The sequence below is a fragment of the Acinetobacter sp. SH024 genome, from assembly GCF_000163635.1.
GTDB lineage: Bacteria > Pseudomonadota > Gammaproteobacteria > Pseudomonadales > Moraxellaceae > Acinetobacter > Acinetobacter pittii.
Genome location: NZ_GG753600.1, coordinates 900,282 through 917,510 on the forward strand (window position 1 = coordinate 900,282; position 17,229 = coordinate 917,510).

27 protein-coding genes are annotated in these 17,229 nt (G+C 39.1%); all 27 read right to left on the reverse strand.

Features of this window, described 5'->3' with window-relative positions:
* Positions 1-50: 50 nt before the first annotated feature.
* Positions 51-455: a type II toxin-antitoxin system HicB family antitoxin gene (locus tag HMPREF0013_RS10115; protein ID WP_000966688.1), complete on the reverse strand. Its 405-nt coding sequence runs from the start codon at positions 453-455 to the stop codon at positions 51-53.
* A 92-nt stretch (positions 456-547) separates the two neighbouring features.
* Entirely contained in the window at positions 548-730 is a 183-nt protein-coding gene (locus HMPREF0013_RS10120) for a type II toxin-antitoxin system HicA family toxin (RefSeq protein ID WP_000838146.1), read from the reverse strand.
* Between the two features lie 325 nt (positions 731-1,055).
* Positions 1,056-1,571, reverse strand: a complete 516-nt coding sequence (locus tag HMPREF0013_RS10125) for a hypothetical protein (protein ID WP_025464105.1) — start codon at positions 1,569-1,571, stop codon at positions 1,056-1,058.
* A 70-nt stretch (positions 1,572-1,641) separates the two neighbouring features.
* Complete coding sequence (locus tag HMPREF0013_RS10130; protein WP_002121543.1) at positions 1,642-2,559, reverse strand: phage tail tube protein; 918 nt, start codon at positions 2,557-2,559, stop codon at positions 1,642-1,644.
* Between the two features lie 52 nt (positions 2,560-2,611).
* Entirely contained in the window at positions 2,612-3,940 is a 1,329-nt protein-coding gene (locus HMPREF0013_RS0105205; RefSeq protein ID WP_023187966.1) for a hypothetical protein, read from the reverse strand.
* On the reverse strand, positions 3,940-4,293 hold the full coding sequence (locus tag HMPREF0013_RS10135) for a hypothetical protein (RefSeq protein ID WP_002121621.1): 354 nt from the start codon (positions 4,291-4,293) through the stop codon (positions 3,940-3,942). The genes HMPREF0013_RS0105205 and HMPREF0013_RS10135 overlap by 1 nt, the downstream gene beginning before the upstream one ends.
* A gap of 68 nt (positions 4,294-4,361) precedes the next feature.
* Positions 4,362-4,760 carry a phage tail terminator-like protein gene (locus HMPREF0013_RS0105210; protein WP_002121567.1) on the reverse strand — a complete coding sequence of 133 codons (399 nt, stop codon included), beginning with the start codon at positions 4,758-4,760 and terminating at the stop codon, positions 4,362-4,364.
* Position 4,761: 1 nt separating this feature from the next.
* Complete coding sequence (locus tag HMPREF0013_RS0105215) at positions 4,762-5,130, reverse strand: hypothetical protein (RefSeq protein WP_000539743.1); 369 nt, start codon at positions 5,128-5,130, stop codon at positions 4,762-4,764.
* Entirely contained in the window at positions 5,102-5,506 is a 405-nt protein-coding gene (locus tag HMPREF0013_RS10140) for a hypothetical protein (RefSeq protein WP_002121581.1), read from the reverse strand. Before HMPREF0013_RS10140 ends, HMPREF0013_RS0105215 begins: the two co-directional genes overlap by 29 nt.
* A 54-nt stretch (positions 5,507-5,560) precedes the next feature.
* Positions 5,561-6,004, reverse strand: coding sequence for a hypothetical protein (locus tag HMPREF0013_RS10145; protein ID WP_005802746.1), 444 nt, complete (start codon positions 6,002-6,004; stop codon positions 5,561-5,563).
* The gene (locus HMPREF0013_RS25270) at positions 5,982-6,206 is read right to left on the reverse strand and encodes a hypothetical protein (protein ID WP_005802748.1); all 225 of its coding nucleotides are present in this window, start codon (positions 6,204-6,206) and stop codon (positions 5,982-5,984) included. The genes HMPREF0013_RS10145 and HMPREF0013_RS25270 overlap by 23 nt, the downstream gene beginning before the upstream one ends.
* Before the next feature lie 37 nt (positions 6,207-6,243).
* Complete coding sequence (locus HMPREF0013_RS10150) at positions 6,244-6,612, reverse strand: hypothetical protein (protein WP_023187965.1); 369 nt, start codon at positions 6,610-6,612, stop codon at positions 6,244-6,246.
* Positions 6,612-6,992 (reverse strand): hypothetical protein, encoded by a 381-nt coding sequence (locus tag HMPREF0013_RS10155; protein WP_002121501.1) that lies wholly within the window; start codon positions 6,990-6,992, stop codon positions 6,612-6,614. Before HMPREF0013_RS10155 ends, HMPREF0013_RS10150 begins: the two co-directional genes overlap by 1 nt.
* Before the next feature lie 3 nt (positions 6,993-6,995).
* Complete coding sequence (locus tag HMPREF0013_RS25275) at positions 6,996-7,307, reverse strand: HeH/LEM domain-containing protein (protein ID WP_005802754.1); 312 nt, start codon at positions 7,305-7,307, stop codon at positions 6,996-6,998.
* Between the two features lie 261 nt (positions 7,308-7,568).
* Positions 7,569-8,540 carry a hypothetical protein gene (locus HMPREF0013_RS10165; RefSeq protein ID WP_002121495.1) on the reverse strand — a complete coding sequence of 324 codons (972 nt, stop codon included), beginning with the start codon at positions 8,538-8,540 and terminating at the stop codon, positions 7,569-7,571.
* A gap of 2 nt (positions 8,541-8,542) precedes the next feature.
* A complete protein-coding gene (locus tag HMPREF0013_RS10170) occupies positions 8,543-9,274 on the reverse strand; it encodes a hypothetical protein (protein WP_005802756.1) in 732 nt (243 codons plus the stop codon).
* Positions 9,275-9,382: 108 nt separating this feature from the next.
* Positions 9,383-9,934, reverse strand: coding sequence for a hypothetical protein (locus HMPREF0013_RS10175; RefSeq protein WP_019767894.1), 552 nt, complete (start codon positions 9,932-9,934; stop codon positions 9,383-9,385).
* A gap of 121 nt (positions 9,935-10,055) precedes the next feature.
* Positions 10,056-10,208: a hypothetical protein gene (locus HMPREF0013_RS25100; protein ID WP_005802759.1), complete on the reverse strand. Its 153-nt coding sequence runs from the start codon at positions 10,206-10,208 to the stop codon at positions 10,056-10,058.
* Positions 10,209-10,223: 15 nt separating this feature from the next.
* Positions 10,224-10,466, reverse strand: coding sequence for a hypothetical protein (locus tag HMPREF0013_RS10180; protein WP_005802761.1), 243 nt, complete (start codon positions 10,464-10,466; stop codon positions 10,224-10,226).
* A gap of 98 nt (positions 10,467-10,564) precedes the next feature.
* Positions 10,565-10,993, reverse strand: coding sequence for a hypothetical protein (locus tag HMPREF0013_RS0105225; RefSeq protein ID WP_000965230.1), 429 nt, complete (start codon positions 10,991-10,993; stop codon positions 10,565-10,567).
* A gap of 9 nt (positions 10,994-11,002) precedes the next feature.
* A complete protein-coding gene (locus HMPREF0013_RS10185; RefSeq protein ID WP_005802763.1) occupies positions 11,003-12,106 on the reverse strand; it encodes a minor capsid protein in 1,104 nt (367 codons plus the stop codon).
* Positions 12,107-12,115: 9 nt separating this feature from the next.
* Complete coding sequence (locus HMPREF0013_RS10190) at positions 12,116-13,459, reverse strand: DUF4055 domain-containing protein (protein WP_005802765.1); 1,344 nt, start codon at positions 13,457-13,459, stop codon at positions 12,116-12,118.
* A gap of 39 nt (positions 13,460-13,498) precedes the next feature.
* Positions 13,499-14,791, reverse strand: a complete 1,293-nt coding sequence (locus HMPREF0013_RS10195; RefSeq protein ID WP_005802767.1) for a terminase large subunit domain-containing protein — start codon at positions 14,789-14,791, stop codon at positions 13,499-13,501.
* Positions 14,751-15,266: a DUF2280 domain-containing protein gene (locus HMPREF0013_RS10200; RefSeq protein WP_000729387.1), complete on the reverse strand. Its 516-nt coding sequence runs from the start codon at positions 15,264-15,266 to the stop codon at positions 14,751-14,753. The genes HMPREF0013_RS10195 and HMPREF0013_RS10200 overlap by 41 nt, the downstream gene beginning before the upstream one ends.
* A gap of 58 nt (positions 15,267-15,324) precedes the next feature.
* Entirely contained in the window at positions 15,325-15,966 is a 642-nt protein-coding gene (locus HMPREF0013_RS10205) for a putative metallopeptidase (protein ID WP_002121497.1), read from the reverse strand.
* A complete protein-coding gene (locus HMPREF0013_RS10210; protein ID WP_002121499.1) occupies positions 15,935-16,369 on the reverse strand; it encodes a hypothetical protein in 435 nt (144 codons plus the stop codon). The genes HMPREF0013_RS10205 and HMPREF0013_RS10210 overlap by 32 nt, the downstream gene beginning before the upstream one ends.
* Positions 16,370-16,428: 59 nt before the next feature.
* Positions 16,429-16,884, reverse strand: coding sequence for a hypothetical protein (locus tag HMPREF0013_RS10215; protein WP_001136775.1), 456 nt, complete (start codon positions 16,882-16,884; stop codon positions 16,429-16,431).
* Positions 16,885-17,229: the final 345 nt, after the last annotated feature.

Consider the following 17,229-nt stretch of genomic DNA (forward strand, 5'->3'; position numbering starts at 1 on the left):
CTAAATGTCACATAAAGGAAAACCACCCGAAGGTGGTCTTTTAAATCAGGCTATGCATGTAAAAGTTTTTCAGCACCAGCAGCCAAGAAAGCCGATCGAGTAGTATATCTCTTACCTTTACCTACATTCTCATCAATTTTACGAATCAAACGGCTTGGTAAAGTAACATTGATTTTTTCTGGTTTACCCAGATAACGACTAACATCAACTTCGGTAACCGCCCAGATCATTCCTTTATATTCAGGATCATCGACAAATTTAACTAGTTCGGAAGCTAATGGGATTTCCTCACCATCTTCAGCCAATATTTCTAAATGGCCTGAAATAGCTTCTTTAACATTCTCAATAGCTTCTTCAAGTGTGTCACCAGCACTAAAACAACCTGGAATATCAGGAACAGTGACACCAAATGCCTCAGTATCTGATCCTCGTTCAATTGCAATTGGATATAACATCTCAACACTCCATGCCCTTGGCATAAACATATCGCCCACTGCGTTATGATTAGTTGTAAGGGATATAGTATTTAAAGTCGGGAAACAGCGGGTCAATTTAGACCCGCTTGTTTCAAAATGCTTTTAACAGTTCCGTTTGGTAAATCCTTTTTAGGATGTGGGATTGTAACTAACCCCTTTTTGGTTGGGTGTTTAAAGTGATGATGACTTCCTGAAACCCTAACCTCATACCAACCATCTGCTTCAATCATTTTGATTAAATCCAGACTTTTCACACCAATCCCTTATTAACTTGATGAGATAATAATAACCCTAGAGTTATTATATGTAAATAACTCTAGGGTTACTTTTTTGAGGACTTGGAATTTATTTTTTTATGGGCTTCATCTAAAAACAAGTTATCCAATGCAAAAATACAGTCATTAAAGATATGAGCAGCTACTGGTAAATCATTATGCTCTGCATAGACATTGATTGCCTGCTGATCTAAAGATAACGGGATGCCCTGCTCATACCGTCTGGATCTGGCAATAGTACTAAATGCCGAAAAAATAGAGTCAGCCGCATGCGAATATTCTGGCGGATCCGGAATACGGCCACCTAAGAACTTGATTTGCTCGATTTCGTGCGGCGTTTTCGACGCATACGTTTTTTGATATTTGTAGAGCTCGATGACTTTCCCAGAATTAAAGCCTTGTCCTTGTCTGCGTCTTCCTGAATCTTCTGGGCCTGTTCTTTAATGAATAGCCAGATTGAAATACCAATATCACCAAGATTAAGAAGCTTTGAGGCATTCTCAGGTGTATAGGGCTTTTCAGACTCAACAGTTTTACCGTCTACGATTTCGGCAAATACCACACCCTTCCAGTCTTCTATTAAATGGGCAGCACATGCATCCATTAACAACTCGTGATAAAGCTTGGCATCTTCATCTTTGACCATTACATCGTAGCCCTTAGACGAGATCTGGTTACCTGCTCGTTCAATGGCTACCTGAAAAGGCTTATAAGCGATACCACGGACTTTGAACTCTGCCTGTACTTCGCCATCAACCCCCTTGTATTCACACCATTTTGATACGTCCGAGCTTTTAATAATTCCGACTTTTAAAGCCATAACAACCTCTGAAATTTTAGAAATAAAAAAGCCCATGGGATTCCATAGGCTTTGTTACTGAATGAGCTGATTAAACAAGAGCACGCACAATCGTTGGCGCTGTACGGACTTGGGCAAAGTTGATGTCTACAGTAATAATGTCGTCACCACCGCCATCTGGGTGATTGGCTTCCATGACTTCCAGTTGCGGGAAGTTAAACGAATATTTACTGCCTTTGCTGTCTTTAATATCAAAGGTCAATGTAAACACATCTCGGGTTTTAATGGCATCAATCCACCCTGCTGAAGTTGACGAGAACATGAAAGAAGCATTCGCCTCAATATCCATCATCTTTTCAATATAGAACTCTGGTGTGTACTTACCCGAACCGATACAACGGATTGCTTCAAGGTTGTTATTGATAGAAATGGTAAGAGACTGTAGACACGCTTTACCCTGAATTGACTGGCCGTTTACAAGCAAGTTTTCCACGTTTGGCATACTGACCAGTGGACGTGTTGAAGCTGCAACCGGATTTACAACAGGGTTGACTTGCTGTCTAGTAAATGAGCTACCTACAAGACCAAAGTTACCAGTGATCTTTCCTGTAGTCTGGATAGTAATTTCACCAGAATTGACCTGAACTCCACGGTAAATAAACACCTGCCCAATATCTTCAAAAACTTTAACTAACGTTAATGATTTTCGAACAGTACCGCCAATTGTTAAGCTGTTTGTCGCCCAGTTATTAAAGGCTAAAGCACTTAAGAATAAGTCAAATGTTCCAAGAGATAGTTCAAACTCTAACTGCCCTGCCACTTCGGCTTCAGTAACTACCCCGCCTTGTCGATAGCGTGAATCCACTACTTCGCTGCTTTCTTCAGTAGATACGTTTTCTGATAAGCCATCTGTTACTCTTCGAACGGTGTACCAAATTGGATTTGCTGGAGTCGTCCCTAATACTGCTTCTTCACAAGCATATAATCGAATTTTTGCGCCTGAACTCATTTATGGTTCTCCAAAATTTAGGCAATAAAAAACCCGCTGAAATAGCGGGTCATTAAAGTGTTTCGTCTGTATCCGAGATTTCTGGCGGTTCCACACCATTCATGGCTGCAGCTACAGCCTCGGATAAATTTGTTGGTTGAAAGTCTATAGGAGTCTCTGTTGGAATAATTTCGGAATCTGGCTCAGGTTCCTCATGTAATCGAATATCGATCCAACGGGTTAATGGAATATCCATTGGATTTTCATGATCAGCAACAACTGCAGCAAGCTCAAAATCAAATTTACGCTTATAGGTCTTAATTGAAATGTCGCCATTTTCTAGAGTTGAATACTCTACGGCAACCACTGTATTACCGTTGGCATCTTTGGGTAACTCAATGTACCAACCTTCTTGAGCAAAACCCAAAGAACCTTTTAGAAGATAATTACCTACATCAATTTTTTCAAATTCAACCGGCTGTTTTCTTGCTTGGTCATTTAATTCTATTGAGTCAGCAAATAACTTAACGATTGGTGAAGATGACTTAATAAACCCATTTGCATCTACGGTAGTATTTGACTGTGTCCAAAATTTATACCAAGAACTCCATGCTCCCCCCAATTTACGACGAATTGAAGGAGAAATTAATTTAGTGTCTCCTCCATTACCATCGAACGAAATTTGTGTCTGATAATTAGGACCATCAGATGCTAGATTTAATTGCAGTACTGTTTGCCATTGAGAAGTAGTGCCTGAGTTCGTCCAAGTTTGCCCAGAATAAATACCACTCGGTAAGTTTGCAGTATTTAAATCAATACTATTCGTAGCCTGTAGAGTGTTTAATCCTAGACCAAAATTATTGTAAGTTTTACCAGTACGATAAATATCGCCACCAGCAGAAATAAAAAGGTTTGCAGCCTCATTTCCAGCTGTAACCTGATTAAATGTTGGTAAAGAGCGAAGCTTACTATTAAAGATAGTTGTATTTGCTGTCACATTTAAAATGCCCGCTCCCGCATTAGCCGTATCACCGCCTGTAGCAAGCAACCGAACATCGTAATCAGTAGGAGCTCCAGATGTGTGAAAATCAATAAAAGTATTGCCCGCTACTGACGTTGAACCCATTTCTATAGCAGTGGCAGAGGAGCTTGCTGATGTACCTAAATCTAACCGCTGCGCTCCCTGACAATTAACAAGAATACCTGTCACACCAATTACATTTCCATCTGCATTTCCAATATTGGCTGCAGCAGCTGTACCTGCACCTTGAACTTGAGAAAGCTGTGGATTTAAGTTTGGAATACCCGAGGCAAATGGCAGCATAAACTGCCGTTTTCCCTGCGAAGCGTTATATGGGAATGGCCGATGATCCCAACTAAATTTAAAAACAAGATTTGCCATTATGCTGTCACCCCATCAATCACTTGGAAAATCAAAGTATCTGTATGCTGGGTAACTCCATTCACGACAGCCTTAATATCCATCTGACACAGTCCTAAAGGCCATGCTGCTGTACTGCTTCCCGACTTCACATTTAACCAACCTTTCTGTGTACTTTGATTTAATGCAGCACAAGTCAATGTTGCTACTGCTGCGCCATCGGCTAAGGCTTTAACTTGTGAAGTAAATGTATAACCGGTTAGATCAATTGCACGACGGATATCATCGGGTGGATATTGCAAAGTTTCATCCATATCAACTAGCTGAAGATTTAAGTTGAAAGTGTCACCACGCTTAAAAACATGATTGCTCATAAGTGTTTCCTTTAGACATAAAAAAACCACCGATGAGGTGGTAGTGAAAGATTGGTTTGTTATGTGCTTTAGTTAACTAAAAAACTTATTGATACATTGTATTGAATGAAGTCAGCATCTTTACCCGCATAAATAGATTGGCCATTCAAACATTCTAAGTGTTCGATTGTGAAATATTCAAAATGAGCAAGTAATGCATCACTCAGTTTTGTGATTTCGATTATTCCTGAATTGGGACGTGCAAAGCATTGAATCATAATATTACCGGTACGGCGAGTACATGGCTTATCTGCAATGCCAGAAGTAAAACTGGGACCACCTGCAATCGTTAAGCGGCACCACAAACCTTCCTTTGGAACCTTAAAGCCTGGTAAATTTGGATACTGGATTCTGTCTTGCGTAATACCGGTAAAAGCTTGCATACGATCGATAATAGCTTGCCTTGTCTGCTCTAAAGTCATTGCCATTTTAGCCGCCATACTTCTGAGAAATAAAGGTAAAGGTGGTGTTGTAAATTCCTTGTGGTGCTTGATCAGACCACCCATTTTCTAAGCGCTCTGCATAAGGCTGGTTGTTCTGGATATAAACTAAATTGCCCAACTTAAACTTCACGGCTTGAATAGCGGCATCTTGAATTGGGTTAGTTTCAGGTCCACGTATGCCATAGTCACCAGATCCAACCGAAACCATATGTGAAGCACGGTATGCACCAGTATCGACGGGACTTAAATTAACTAAAGATTGCACAGTATCCATAACAATATGCTTCACATGGTCTTCTGCTGCTTTAGACACATCAAGACTAAAACTAGACGGCTTTTTCCCCTTCCATCCCATGCTTTACCTCACTTTCTTCATACATTTCGAAAAGGTCTTGAGCGATCGCCTGAATTGAATAAGCTTCAAACTCAGAGCTCGGTTCTCGCTCACCCATGAGCTTTTTAATCTTTTGCCAGACTTGAACAGCTTCATGTAAAAGCAATCCATAAACTTGAATTTGGTCTTTATCCGCAGTATCACCAATTTGGACGATTGCATATGCGCCATCAGAAAAAGTACTAACCTGTGCATCTGCTCCCATATCCAAAAATTGATCGGCTTTATCCATATCTTCAAATAGCAAATCCATATGCAATTGATTTCGAGCTAATGTGTAATGCACATGTTGAAATGGTGAGATATGCCATAAAGGGACGTAGTCTGTATTTACCATTCAAACTCCTAATTCGCGCCCATAAAAAAACCCACCGAAGTGGGCAGTATTTTTTTAGATTTTTAAATCAACGGAAATTTCACTCAATTTTTCCTGATTTACTACTAATTCATCTAGAGTATTCGAAATTTTTTTAATATCAATTAAATAAGATAAATCATCTGCATCATACTTTTTTTGTACCTCAAACATTTCTGTAGCGCATTCACGTATTTTTATCAGAGATTTTGCTGCTTCAATACAGAACATTTGAACATTCAAATCATGTAAATTTACTCTTTTAATATCATTGAAAAGCATATTTGTTTGTAGATAAATATCATTTCTTAATTCAAATACTTTTAAATAAGTACTCATTTGCTTCTTTTCCCCTACACATATAGAGTTAAAAAAAGTTAATAGAGTTTTATTCGCAATGTAAATATTATGAATAATTTGCTCCGCATCTTTTTCAAGCTTTACTAATTTATGTTGTTCACCAATCAGTAAAAAGAACAAAAGCAGCTACAGGAGCTAAGAAGGACGCTGCAATAGTTAGAGCATCTTTTAAAACATCATAAGCTTTTTTATGATCAAAAATGAAGTCTTGTATTGGATACTCACTTAATAAAAAGAAACTAATAACCAAGTACCAAAAAACTCCTCCAAAAGTCCAAAAACCTACGAGTTTAATTTTATTTTTTAACTCTTTCTTAGCCATATATCCCCCTATTTTAGAAGGATATTAGATCAAGTATTTAAACCTTCCTCAACTGACATTTCCATATTGTGCTAGCTGGATCCTGCTGGATATGAATAACGCGGAATGAGCCTAAGGTTGTTAACCATTCATCATCAATTTTTGGAGTTAAAGACACTTCATTTTGAAGCACGGTCGCCTTTTTATCCGTAGCCAGTACTCCAAGCGTTTGGATCTCATATTGACTGTATGAGCCAAACAGAACGCCACGACCAGAATAGTTTTCTTTAACCTCAATAGAAGTTTCAGTTTTAGGATCCCAATTAGTTTTTGAGATGCGCTCACATGTAAAGGTATGAACGGCATCTGCTAAATCATCATTAAATGCTTCAGCAATGTCTGCCTGAATTTCGTCACGTAAGCCCATTAGATTTTCCTGACAAAAAAGACGGATTTCCGTTTGCAATACGGTTTTATCAAATCAAGAATGAATTGCTCGATTGCACTAAGCTTTACTGATCCGTCCTGATATTCCTTTTCGGTCTCAACCGTATCAGCTTTGACTTTCTTACGTTTTAGTGCCTGTTCTTGCCCTTGATATAGATCACCTTTCATAATGCCCTTGATGATTTGATAGGAGGCCGTTTTTAAAGGTTCAGGTACTTGGGTAGCATCTTCATAAGGCCTAACGTTACGTGCTAGTAGATAAGCTTCTGACATCTGAAGGTATTGAGCCTTATCACTAGCAGATAAAGCATCAAAGCCTTCAACATGTTCTATCGCTTCTTGTTCAGTGATAAAGCTCATGGATTATTCCTTTGGAATTAATGCTAAAAGTTCATCTTTTTTAGCACCTGCTTCAAATGCAATGCCTTTTTCAGTTAGTACAGCTCGAAGCTCATCTACTTTTAGACCAGCATAGTTAATTGGTTGTGGTTGAGTATCACTTGGTTTTTGGTCATTTTCAGGTGTTTGACCACCTTCACCTGATTCAAGTTCAGCAATACGTGCTTTCATCGCTTCAGGATCATTTTGAAAAGCAATAAATTCGCCCTTCACAGTTGCAAGCTGTTCCTCAGCAGACAATATTGCTTGTTCTGATTCTGTTAATTTCGCCACCACAGCATCAAATTGCTCAACAGGAACAAGCGAGCCTACATTAAAATTTGGTTCTACTGACCCGTTTAAATGTGAATATGCATTACGAATTTCATCTGCATTAGGAAAATCATCATCTACATGTACAAATGAAGCTTCTCCAATAACTCCTAAAAATGAAGTCCGATAACATGCATTGTGTTCACGATTTTCAGGAATTGTATTTGTATAAATGACTTTCATTTTTATCTCCAAAAACAAAGGCGACCGAAGTCGCCATGTTTATTAAGGTGTGCCAGAAATAACTGCAGCAAATGGGACAAGTTTACGGTCGAACACTCGTTTCCAATTTGAGCCGTCCGAATATTGGCCAATTGTTGGTGTTTTATTTGGATCCTTTTCGCCTTCCCAAGAAAAACCAGCAGGTTGTAAAATATAAGTTTTACGTTCAACAATAGTTTCTGAACCACCACCGTTACCACCAAGCTCATCACGTTGCAAGCCAACAGGATTAGCTGGAGTTCCTTCACCATAGCCAAACGCACCGGTACCAAAGAACATCGTTAGATATTGCTTAGAACCATAGGTAAGGCCATCATCCATGAAGATTGGTTTGCCAAGATAGGTTGTTAAAATGATTCGACCTTGTGAATCTTGGATATACTGGATAAGGTCTTTCTTCACCATCTGTTTCATTACAGCTGAATGAACACCAATAGCAGCAAACTGATCTGCTGCATCACCAGCGGTAAATGCAGCATCTTGCATAGCATCAGCGGTCATTGTTGCTCCCGCATCAATAACCATGTCACCAGAATTATTAGCAATGTTAGAGGCAATAATTCCTCGAGCTGCACCTAATAAGTAACGCTGCCATTGACGCTCCCAATACTTTCCATATCGGTTACGAATGTGTTGCATTGGCTCACTATTAGCCAACTCGGTTGTTAAATCTGCTACACCATAAGGTTTGTTGAGATAAAGAGTTCGTGCTTGCATACTACCTTGAGTAGCTTTACCCACTTTACCTTTTTGATCAGGATCATCTGTAGAAGTGTTTGGCTCTTCATTAGCATCAAGATCTTGCCAATATGAAATAGTTGAAGTGCCTTGGCCGTTGTTGGCAATTGCATCTAAGGCTTCATTTTTAGTGACAATACCGGATTGATAAACTGCTGTTTTTTCTGGAGAGTTTACTGGATCTAAAGTCGCGTAATATTCACCAACGAAAATATCTTTTAATTGGGTGGCTGGCATATTTATTTACCTTTTGTTTGCAATAATTGTTGGAAAGCTGTTGGGTTTTCACGAGCTAAAGCCGCTCGCTCAACTTCTGTATAGTCAGACCATTTCTTAATTGAAGTTCCTGAACCAGGCGAACCAGAACCATTTGCTTTAGGCCAGAAGTAAGGTTTGTTCTCGCGTAAGCCTTCTACCCACTCCTTAGGAGTAACAGGGTTAGAACCATCTTTACCAATCACCACTTCACCATTTGCATCGATTGCAACAGCCTTGCCGTTTTCATCTAATGAGAACTGTGATTGAGCTAAAAATGCGATATCTGCTGTTGCTTCACTCAAGGCACCCATTTCAACGGCTGCCTGAACGATCTGACCTTGAATTACGGACTGACGGAATTTATTTGCATAGGTCTCTGCTTTGTCAGCTCGCTCTTTCTCGGCCTTAAGAAGCTTTTCATGCTCTTCACGCATTTTCTCGGTACGTTTCTGAATAACTTCTTCAATTTTGCCTTCAGCAATAAGTTTGGATTCTTCATCCTGATTTGATTTATCAAGCAAGACCTTGATTGCATCCAGATCCAACCCGTCAACCTTTGATTTCAATGAACCTAGTTCATCTTTCAACTCTTTTTTATCTTTGATAAGTTCTGCATTCTTATCTTTAAGACCTTTAACAGCTTCATCAACGGCTGCTTGAATAGCTGCTTTAATTTCAGGATTTTCCAAATCAACTTTGATTTCGTCTGGCATATTAAAATCTCCTAGAGATACCGCTTAGCGGGTTTAATTGTTGAACCTTCTGCTTAGCTTCAGGCAATAAAAAAGCGCCCCTAAGGACGCTCTATTTCAATGAGTTATTTATGCAATGTTGTAGCCTTCTACACCACGTTTTTGTCGATTACGAGTTCGTTGCTCAAGCCACATTTGACCTTGCTCAATATTAGTAATAGCAAGCGAATTTTCACGGCAAGGAAATTTTTCATTCAGAACACGTAAACGATGTAAAACTATCGCAAGTAATGCTTCATTCGTGATGCCATTTACTCCAACTTCCTTAACTGGACCAAGTTGAAATTGAATTGGAGTAAGTGAATCTCCAGTTACGATGTCATAGAAATGACCGGTTTCAAGAGACTGTTCACCATCACGGGTTTTAACAGTTTCGTTATGGGTAACTGTTACTCCATTATCATCTTTATGAATTTCACGGCCCATTACACAATTTTGAAAACCATCTAGTTGATATGAATGCTCAAAAACATCTTTTGGCGACCAAGAAATATAACCTTCATGATCTGGATGATTAGCCTTGCCACCATCTTTGTATTCGATTAAATAACCAGGATCACTTGGGTCTTCATTTTCAGGGATTTGCCACCCTTGGTATTCATTGTATTCACCACGCGTCATGGGCGTTGCTAAAACTGACTTAGTACCAATGTATGCAACCATAGATGCTGTTAATAGTTTCTTGCTCATTTTAATACTCACAAAAAAAGCACCCGAAAGTGCTAAGGTTAAAAATTAAGTTCTAAGTGATGAGTGCGATTGCTTTTAATCTTTCAAAAGTAAAACCATAAATTGCCATGGCTCTTGAAATCTTAATTTGAAGAAAAGGCACCAGAATTAATTTTGTGCTCAGAATATATTGAGCATCTGACATATTGATTTGCTTTTCAGTCATTTGCAGTACCTTTAGCTACGTTTCCTTTGCGCCCCAAACCCTTTGTCTAGGTTCGTCACCAACCAAGCGGATTCCTTGAGGACCACCTACATCAAATGTTGCTGTGATAGTCGCTGGACCCTCAAAAACACCACAATTCATCTTTACAGAGGTTAATCCAGCTAATGGAATACCTGTTTCCTCGTCACAAAGGGCGAGATGAGAAGATCTATCTGAAACTCTTTTAAGAACTAAATGTCTAACTTTTGATTCACTCATAGGCCAAACTCCATAAATGAGAAAAGCGCCGTTTGGGCGCTTATATAGGTGAAAATTGTGTCTTAAGTGAGTTTAGGATTACCTGTCATCGGCAATAATTACTCACATTTAAACCCTGTTCCAACAAGGTCTTTTTTCAAATTTGAAACGAGAGTTTGTTGTTCCTGCTGTTGTCCACTAAGATAATTTTGATCTAGAGCTTCTGCACCATCTAAAGATTTATAGAGCTCTTTAGATTCCTCTAAATTGTCTTTTAAAAAAGTGGTTAGGTTTAGTTTCGCCTGAGTCGCTCTACACAAATTATTTTTAGCTTCTAAATCTTGAGCAGCCTGTTTTACTTGGCCAGTTGTAGGATCAAAAGAATATGCATTTGCCATTGCTGACTCTAAAGCTTCAGACAATCGATCATATTCTTTAAGATATTTTTCACTTGGTTCAGCTAAACATGTGATTGAGATGAGAGTAAGAGATATAAAAGCTATTGTTTTCATATTGTATAAATTCTGATGTTTTAAAAAATATAACATAAGAAAAAATTACAGACCCAACTCTTTAAAAGATTTTTCATCCAACTTTCTTAACTCATCTAAGCTATACAAACGCCCTTCAGGATCGAAGAACTTATCAAAATCAAACCTTCCCTCTTTATAGAGCTTATAACGCTTTGGCCCTAGCCACTCTTTTTGGAAGAAGTCATCTGTCTTTTTGAAGAACTCTTTAAATGTAGTGTTGGCATCTAGCTGCCCTATTAATTGGCTCCGCTCATCTTTTGGAATGTCTTTAACTCGGCGTTCGTCCATTACAAATGGCCGTTCGCCAACAAGCAGACCATCTTTTTCGACTGGTACCAAAATGCTCCGGCAGTTAGGATGTAACGGCGGTACCCGTTTTGCTGGATCGTTAATCTCCCAAACCGCACCATCAAGTGAAGCACACAGTTTAGATGTTCTTCCGTCTAATGTAGCTACCAGTCTTACATATTCAAAACCAATCTGGTTAAAGCTATTTAGATATGCTTGATTGGCCACATGGCTGCGAACTGTTCTCACGGTACGGTCAATATCAGACTTTGAGCCACTTAAAAGCCCATCCTCATAATTAAGCCGTTTGGTACCACGAATACGCTGAACAATTTCCTGATTAGTTTTACCTGAGTTAATGCCTTCCCGAATAGCATATTCAACTTTTTGGCGTGCAGTCTCAGCAATATTGGAAAGAAGATCATCAACTAATGCTCCACCTACTAAGGGTACTTTTTTAGCTGCTGTATATAGCTTTTCACCGTTAGGTTTCTTAATCTTGCCGCCGTATAACTTAGCTGTGTAATTAGCCTCATATACAGCCATTGCAGTTGCTGAAACTGCAAAAGCTTCAGGCAATGAAGAATTTAGACTTGTATGCCAGCCGGATATTAAATCTCGTATCTCCTTGAGGTTGGCCGTTGTGTAAAGACCCGCTGCAAGAGCTGCTTTCTCAGAATCATTTAACTCATCCAACAAATCCCGAAGCTTTGCCAGCATTAAAGCTGACTCATCATTAAAGATTGTTAGTAATTCCTTAACTGATTGAGACGATGCCCGGAACAAATATGCTTGATGTTGAGTTAATACCTCGAGCAGTGATTTATCTTCTGAGGCCATTTATTACTCCTAAAGCGGCATACTATCGCGCTCACTTTCAACACGCTTCAACTCTTCCTGAAAATCATGAGCTGGCAGCTTACCAGTAGCGATATATTCCCAATACGTCTGGAACGAATTCTTTCCAGCTATGGCGCCTTCATATAGTTGCTTAGCAAGATTGATATCGTATTGCTGAACAATAAATTCAGGATCAACCGTAAAAGAGTATTTAGATGGGTCTAGCTTTAACCATTGAGCAGCATATTTGATAGCCTGCTCAATAGCCGCAGCAGCACAAGTGACAATGCTATGTAGGCTTGCTTGTTGGTCATCCTGACGCGCACGTCGTGCTTCACCTGACTCTTGTGAATTGGTATCAATCACCTTTGCTCCAGCTTCAAGAGCTGCGTTTTTTTGTGCATCCATTTCATGCTTTGTGAGTTCAATACCATTACCTGAAATTTCCAAATAACCACATTGCGAATCTTTGGGCAGGCTCCAGACAGCCATTACACCTGTAACGCTAAGATCGGGATCTTCATCATCAATACCGTTAATCCATGGTTGCGGGTGCGCTGTATGGTGAAGTGACTGAAAATAGTCCGCACTAAGCTGGTAATACTTCAAAGCAGCTTTAGCCATTGTCAAAAGCGGGACCGTTCCAACATCTGGCGAATTGTCAGTGGTACCGCAAAAAACGAATGGCGTAAAAGAAAGCAGATTACCGCCTAGATCAGGTGTTTTATCTTCTTCAGTAGAACCATCAAATAATCGAACTGATAAAGCGCCGTCTGTCATAGATAAAACACGATGAACTGTCTTTGTGTTATGGCCAAATTCATCTTCACTATTATCAAATTGCTCCTCAAGCACTAATAGTTTTAGATCTTTGCGGCCACCTATACTGTTTTCTTTCCAGTTAATAATGGATAAAGCATCGTAAAGCGCGAAGTAAGGCACGCCTTTAGCATCGACATCAACCAGCAATCCACAGCGACCATATTCCAATAATTCTAAGCAAATTCGGATAAAGAGCTGTTTAAGACCAAATCCGTCATTGGTTGCATTCGTGATAAGCCCTTGCAGCAAAGTGCTTTCAATCACAATATTTGGATCTAACTTTGAAACCAAACCAATCATCGTGCGGAGAGAATCTTGAACCCATAACGGATACTGAGCACGGCTTAAATAAGCTTTGTAAATCTCTCCAGCTGTATCTCCCTGCTTTTCAGCTTCAATCATGCCAGCCGATTTAGCCAAGTACTTTGTTTGTGCCTGTTTGATCTGCTCTTCACCGGCAACGGCATCACGCATAATCAACCAGCTTTTTTGTGCAGCAATATACTGCGGATGTTTATCAGTAACTGCCATAAAAACACCAATAAAAAAGCACCATTAAAGGTGCGTTGTTTAATGAGAAAAACCAGCGATTTTGCGCTGTTTAAAGACTTTCTGAATAATGATTGGGAACCGCTTAGCTATTGGATAACCGCCAGCATCACCCACATGGTCCAAACCAGCACTTTTATCAGGCATTCCAAAATCATCATAGACTTGCTGTTCTAAAGTAGCCGTAAAGTTAGGGCACTTGTTTGTATTCACTTTTAAATGTCGTTCACCCTCAGCATTTAGGATTTGTGCATTAACAGCAGTAATACGATCTTTAATTCCGGGATTCACACCATTCACTTCAACTTTGAATCCATTTTTCTTTAAGATTGCATGATCTGATTCACTGAAGTTCTTTGAAGATGTTGCCTGACCTGAAGCATCTGGAATCACGGTAATATCGTGATCTGGAAAGCGCTCATTAATCAATTGACACATCGTCGGAGTATCTCTAACGCCAACCAGTTCATCTAAAGCTCTTGGCTTCCCTTCTCGAATGACATAAACCACAGCAGCCATTTTAAGCACGTTAAAATCCATACCAATGAGTAAAGGCTCACCTTTCTTAATTTCTTCATCCGTGTGGTTTAGAACTCGATCAAAGTCGGGGTAAACAGCACCACTGGTTAAATTGACAAACTGCCCTCTTAGATAAGCTGAAATTAACTGCGGCGGATAAGACTCATAAAGTGATGATATATAGTCATCTGGAAGATTAGCCTCATTGTCATAAGTTGAAGCTTGAATCATTCCATACAGCTTACGCTTAGCCTCTGATTTATTTGCCTCTTTAACAAATTGCTCGTATGTAAACTTAAAACCTTCAGGTGTAGTGGCCACATCAATACCGTTGAGCAAACCAGCTTGCTTATAACGCATACGCGCGATGATCTTACGCCAAGCCTGTTGAGCTTTGACCTTGGCCATAACATCAAGTTCATCAATCAAGGCGTGGCCAATTTTAAAACCTACAATTGTTGCTGGTTTCTCCATAGACCGGCAAATGATTGTCGTTCGATATTGCCGACCATAATAGATATCCACCTCTTTATTGGTTTCATAAACCTTAGTTTTAAGCCCCCAATCGAAAGCAACCTCTTCAATAGTTGGAAAGAAAATGTCGCGAATCTGCGGGTAAGTTGGAGCAAAATAACCCAAAGGTACTTTAGGGAATTCCCAAGCTTTGTTGCATAAACTGGAGCATCCAACCCAAGTCTTTCCCGATCCAAAGCCAGCGACAAATGCGCGGAACTTCTTTTCCATCTGCAAAAAATTAGCCTGAGGTACATTCAGTGTCGGATTGATGTTCGGCATCTTTTTTACTCGCATCCACAACTTGAATAGTTACCTTGACTGGTGTTGGATCTTCATCACCTTCACCCTCTCTTAACTTTTCAATCTCAAGTTGCTTTAACTCAAGATTTAATAACATCAGGTCATAACCCTGCATTTCTTCCCGAACCTGTTTAATAACCCCTTGCTTCATAAGCCTGTTGTTCTTCCAGTCTTCATAAATCTTCTGAAGTTCTTTAAGCCGATAGGCTTTATTAGCTAAAGGGATGTCATAAACATTCTTTTTAAAGTCCTCTCGGGTTTTATGAAAAAGGTCTTTATATTTCTTACTTAAATTCTTTCCTGCCGCTTTTGTCGGGTCATAAAGTTGTACCTGTTTTCGATCAATCTCAATGTTAAATTCTTGCTTGACAGCATTAGCTACCTGTTGAGGGGTATCCATGCAGGCAAGCGCTTGAACAATAAATATTTTTACCTGTTCTTTAAGTGCAGCCATACCCCCACCTTTGTCTAGCTACGTCTAGCAAAGAAGGCAAAAAAAAGAGCCATTCGGCTCAGTTGATTACGCAGTTTCCGCAGCATTTTGAAATATCAAGATTCGAAACAAACGGAGGATTTTTTGCGACTTCAATAAGTCGCTTAACATTCTTACTTGGCCCCCACCGTTTAACCACGCCAACAAATTCTTCTACATCATGACCAGCTAAGTAATGCTTAGGCAGCCCTGTACTATCGCTATAAATGATTTCGCCGTCCTCGTCTCTCATCACTCCAATGTGGTAAAGCTCATGTTCAAGCAAGTAACAGAACTCTGTATCGTTTGCACGCTCACAGAAAGATGCATCGACCGTTATTAAATATGTTGGTACAAAACCAAACCAGTCGCGCATCTGTTGCTCTTGTCTTGCTTTACGCCAACCACCGACGTTAAACATTACTTTCTCGCACTGGCCTAATACCATAGCTTGCTTGCTTTTATATGCAGAAGAAGCCCATGCAAATGCTAAAAATTCTTCATTGTCGTGAAGTAGCTCTGCAATATGGTCATGATCCGGGTTGTGAAGAGGTCCGCCAATCGTTAAGTAATTTGCAATAACCCATTTTTTTAAATCTGATGCAGGTATTAAACGAATTGCTTCCTCTTCTTCAGCTTGATCAATAAAATCAGTCGGTGGAAATGGTCTTATTTGCTCCATCTTCAATTCTCGCTAATTCACTTTTTATCCAGTTGATGACATATCCCGACAAAATAGAATCTGGATGAAAGCGCTCTATTTTGTAACCCATCTCTTCAGCATGATCATATCGATCAAGACTCCATGCTTTATTTGACAGCTTTCCACCACGCCCACCAGACCAGGGACCACCCTCAATTTCAATGAGCAAACGCAATTTCACTATATGAAAATCAAAGCGCCAGTGTTTGGTATGGATCGGCTGAAACTTACTTTCAAATCCAATCGCCAAATCCTCAAGCTCTTCCTTAAGTGTTGCCTCAGCCTCGAGATATTTTTGCTTCGCCTTAGGCAATGGCCGGCTTTTAGGTTTAGTTTTAGGTTCTTTTTTCCGAGTAAGCCAAAAGTATTCTGTAGAATCCATTATTCTCACCCAAAAAAAACCGCCCTAAGGCGGTGGCTAAACTCACAGGCAATATAGTATTACTTCTTAAAAGTTGCCTTATAAAGCTTTGAATTAAAGTAATCCGTAATTTCTTTACCTTCGTTTTGAATTTTTTCCTCATTTAAGGGTAAAAAATCTAATTCAAATTTCAAGCTCATATACTCTGGAATAAACTTCTTTATAGGCGGAGGTGGTTTAGGTCCACCTTCTGTAATTTTTTCGATTAATCCAGCTAACCATAAAATATACTCACCTTCTGAATTATGAGGAGGAATCAAACTCACATCTATTTTTACTTTACATTCATCTAATGGTCTACTGAACAATTCAACAAAATCAATAAAATTATATTTTAATTTAAATTCTGTTCCCTCAATTTCTCTGCGTATACATGTCATAAGTAAGTTCATATTTTCAATACAGTCATGTGAAAACAATTCCTCATCTTTAATTTTGTTATAAATATTTTCCGCAAACATGAGATACTGTGGCATTTCAGCAGCTCCTCATTTTTATAAAGTATTTTTCTTAAGGTAATCCTATTATAACAATGTTGCAACAAGAAATTTTCCATTTTTAGTTTAAGGAAATTTTAAAAATTATAAAAACGATTATATTCAATAAATTAGTACGAATAAAAGCTAGGGAAGTTTGATTTTTCTATTGAGCTTTAAAATGGATTATTGTGTTTAAATTATCAATTTAAAAAGCTTGCCTAGTAGGCAAGCTCCCCCTTTTTTTGATATTTGCGCTGATCAATAAGGTTTAGTGTTACTTAAAGCAACACACTGATAATACTGAAATATTTAAAAATAAAAAAGCCCACTTCCTATTTTTAT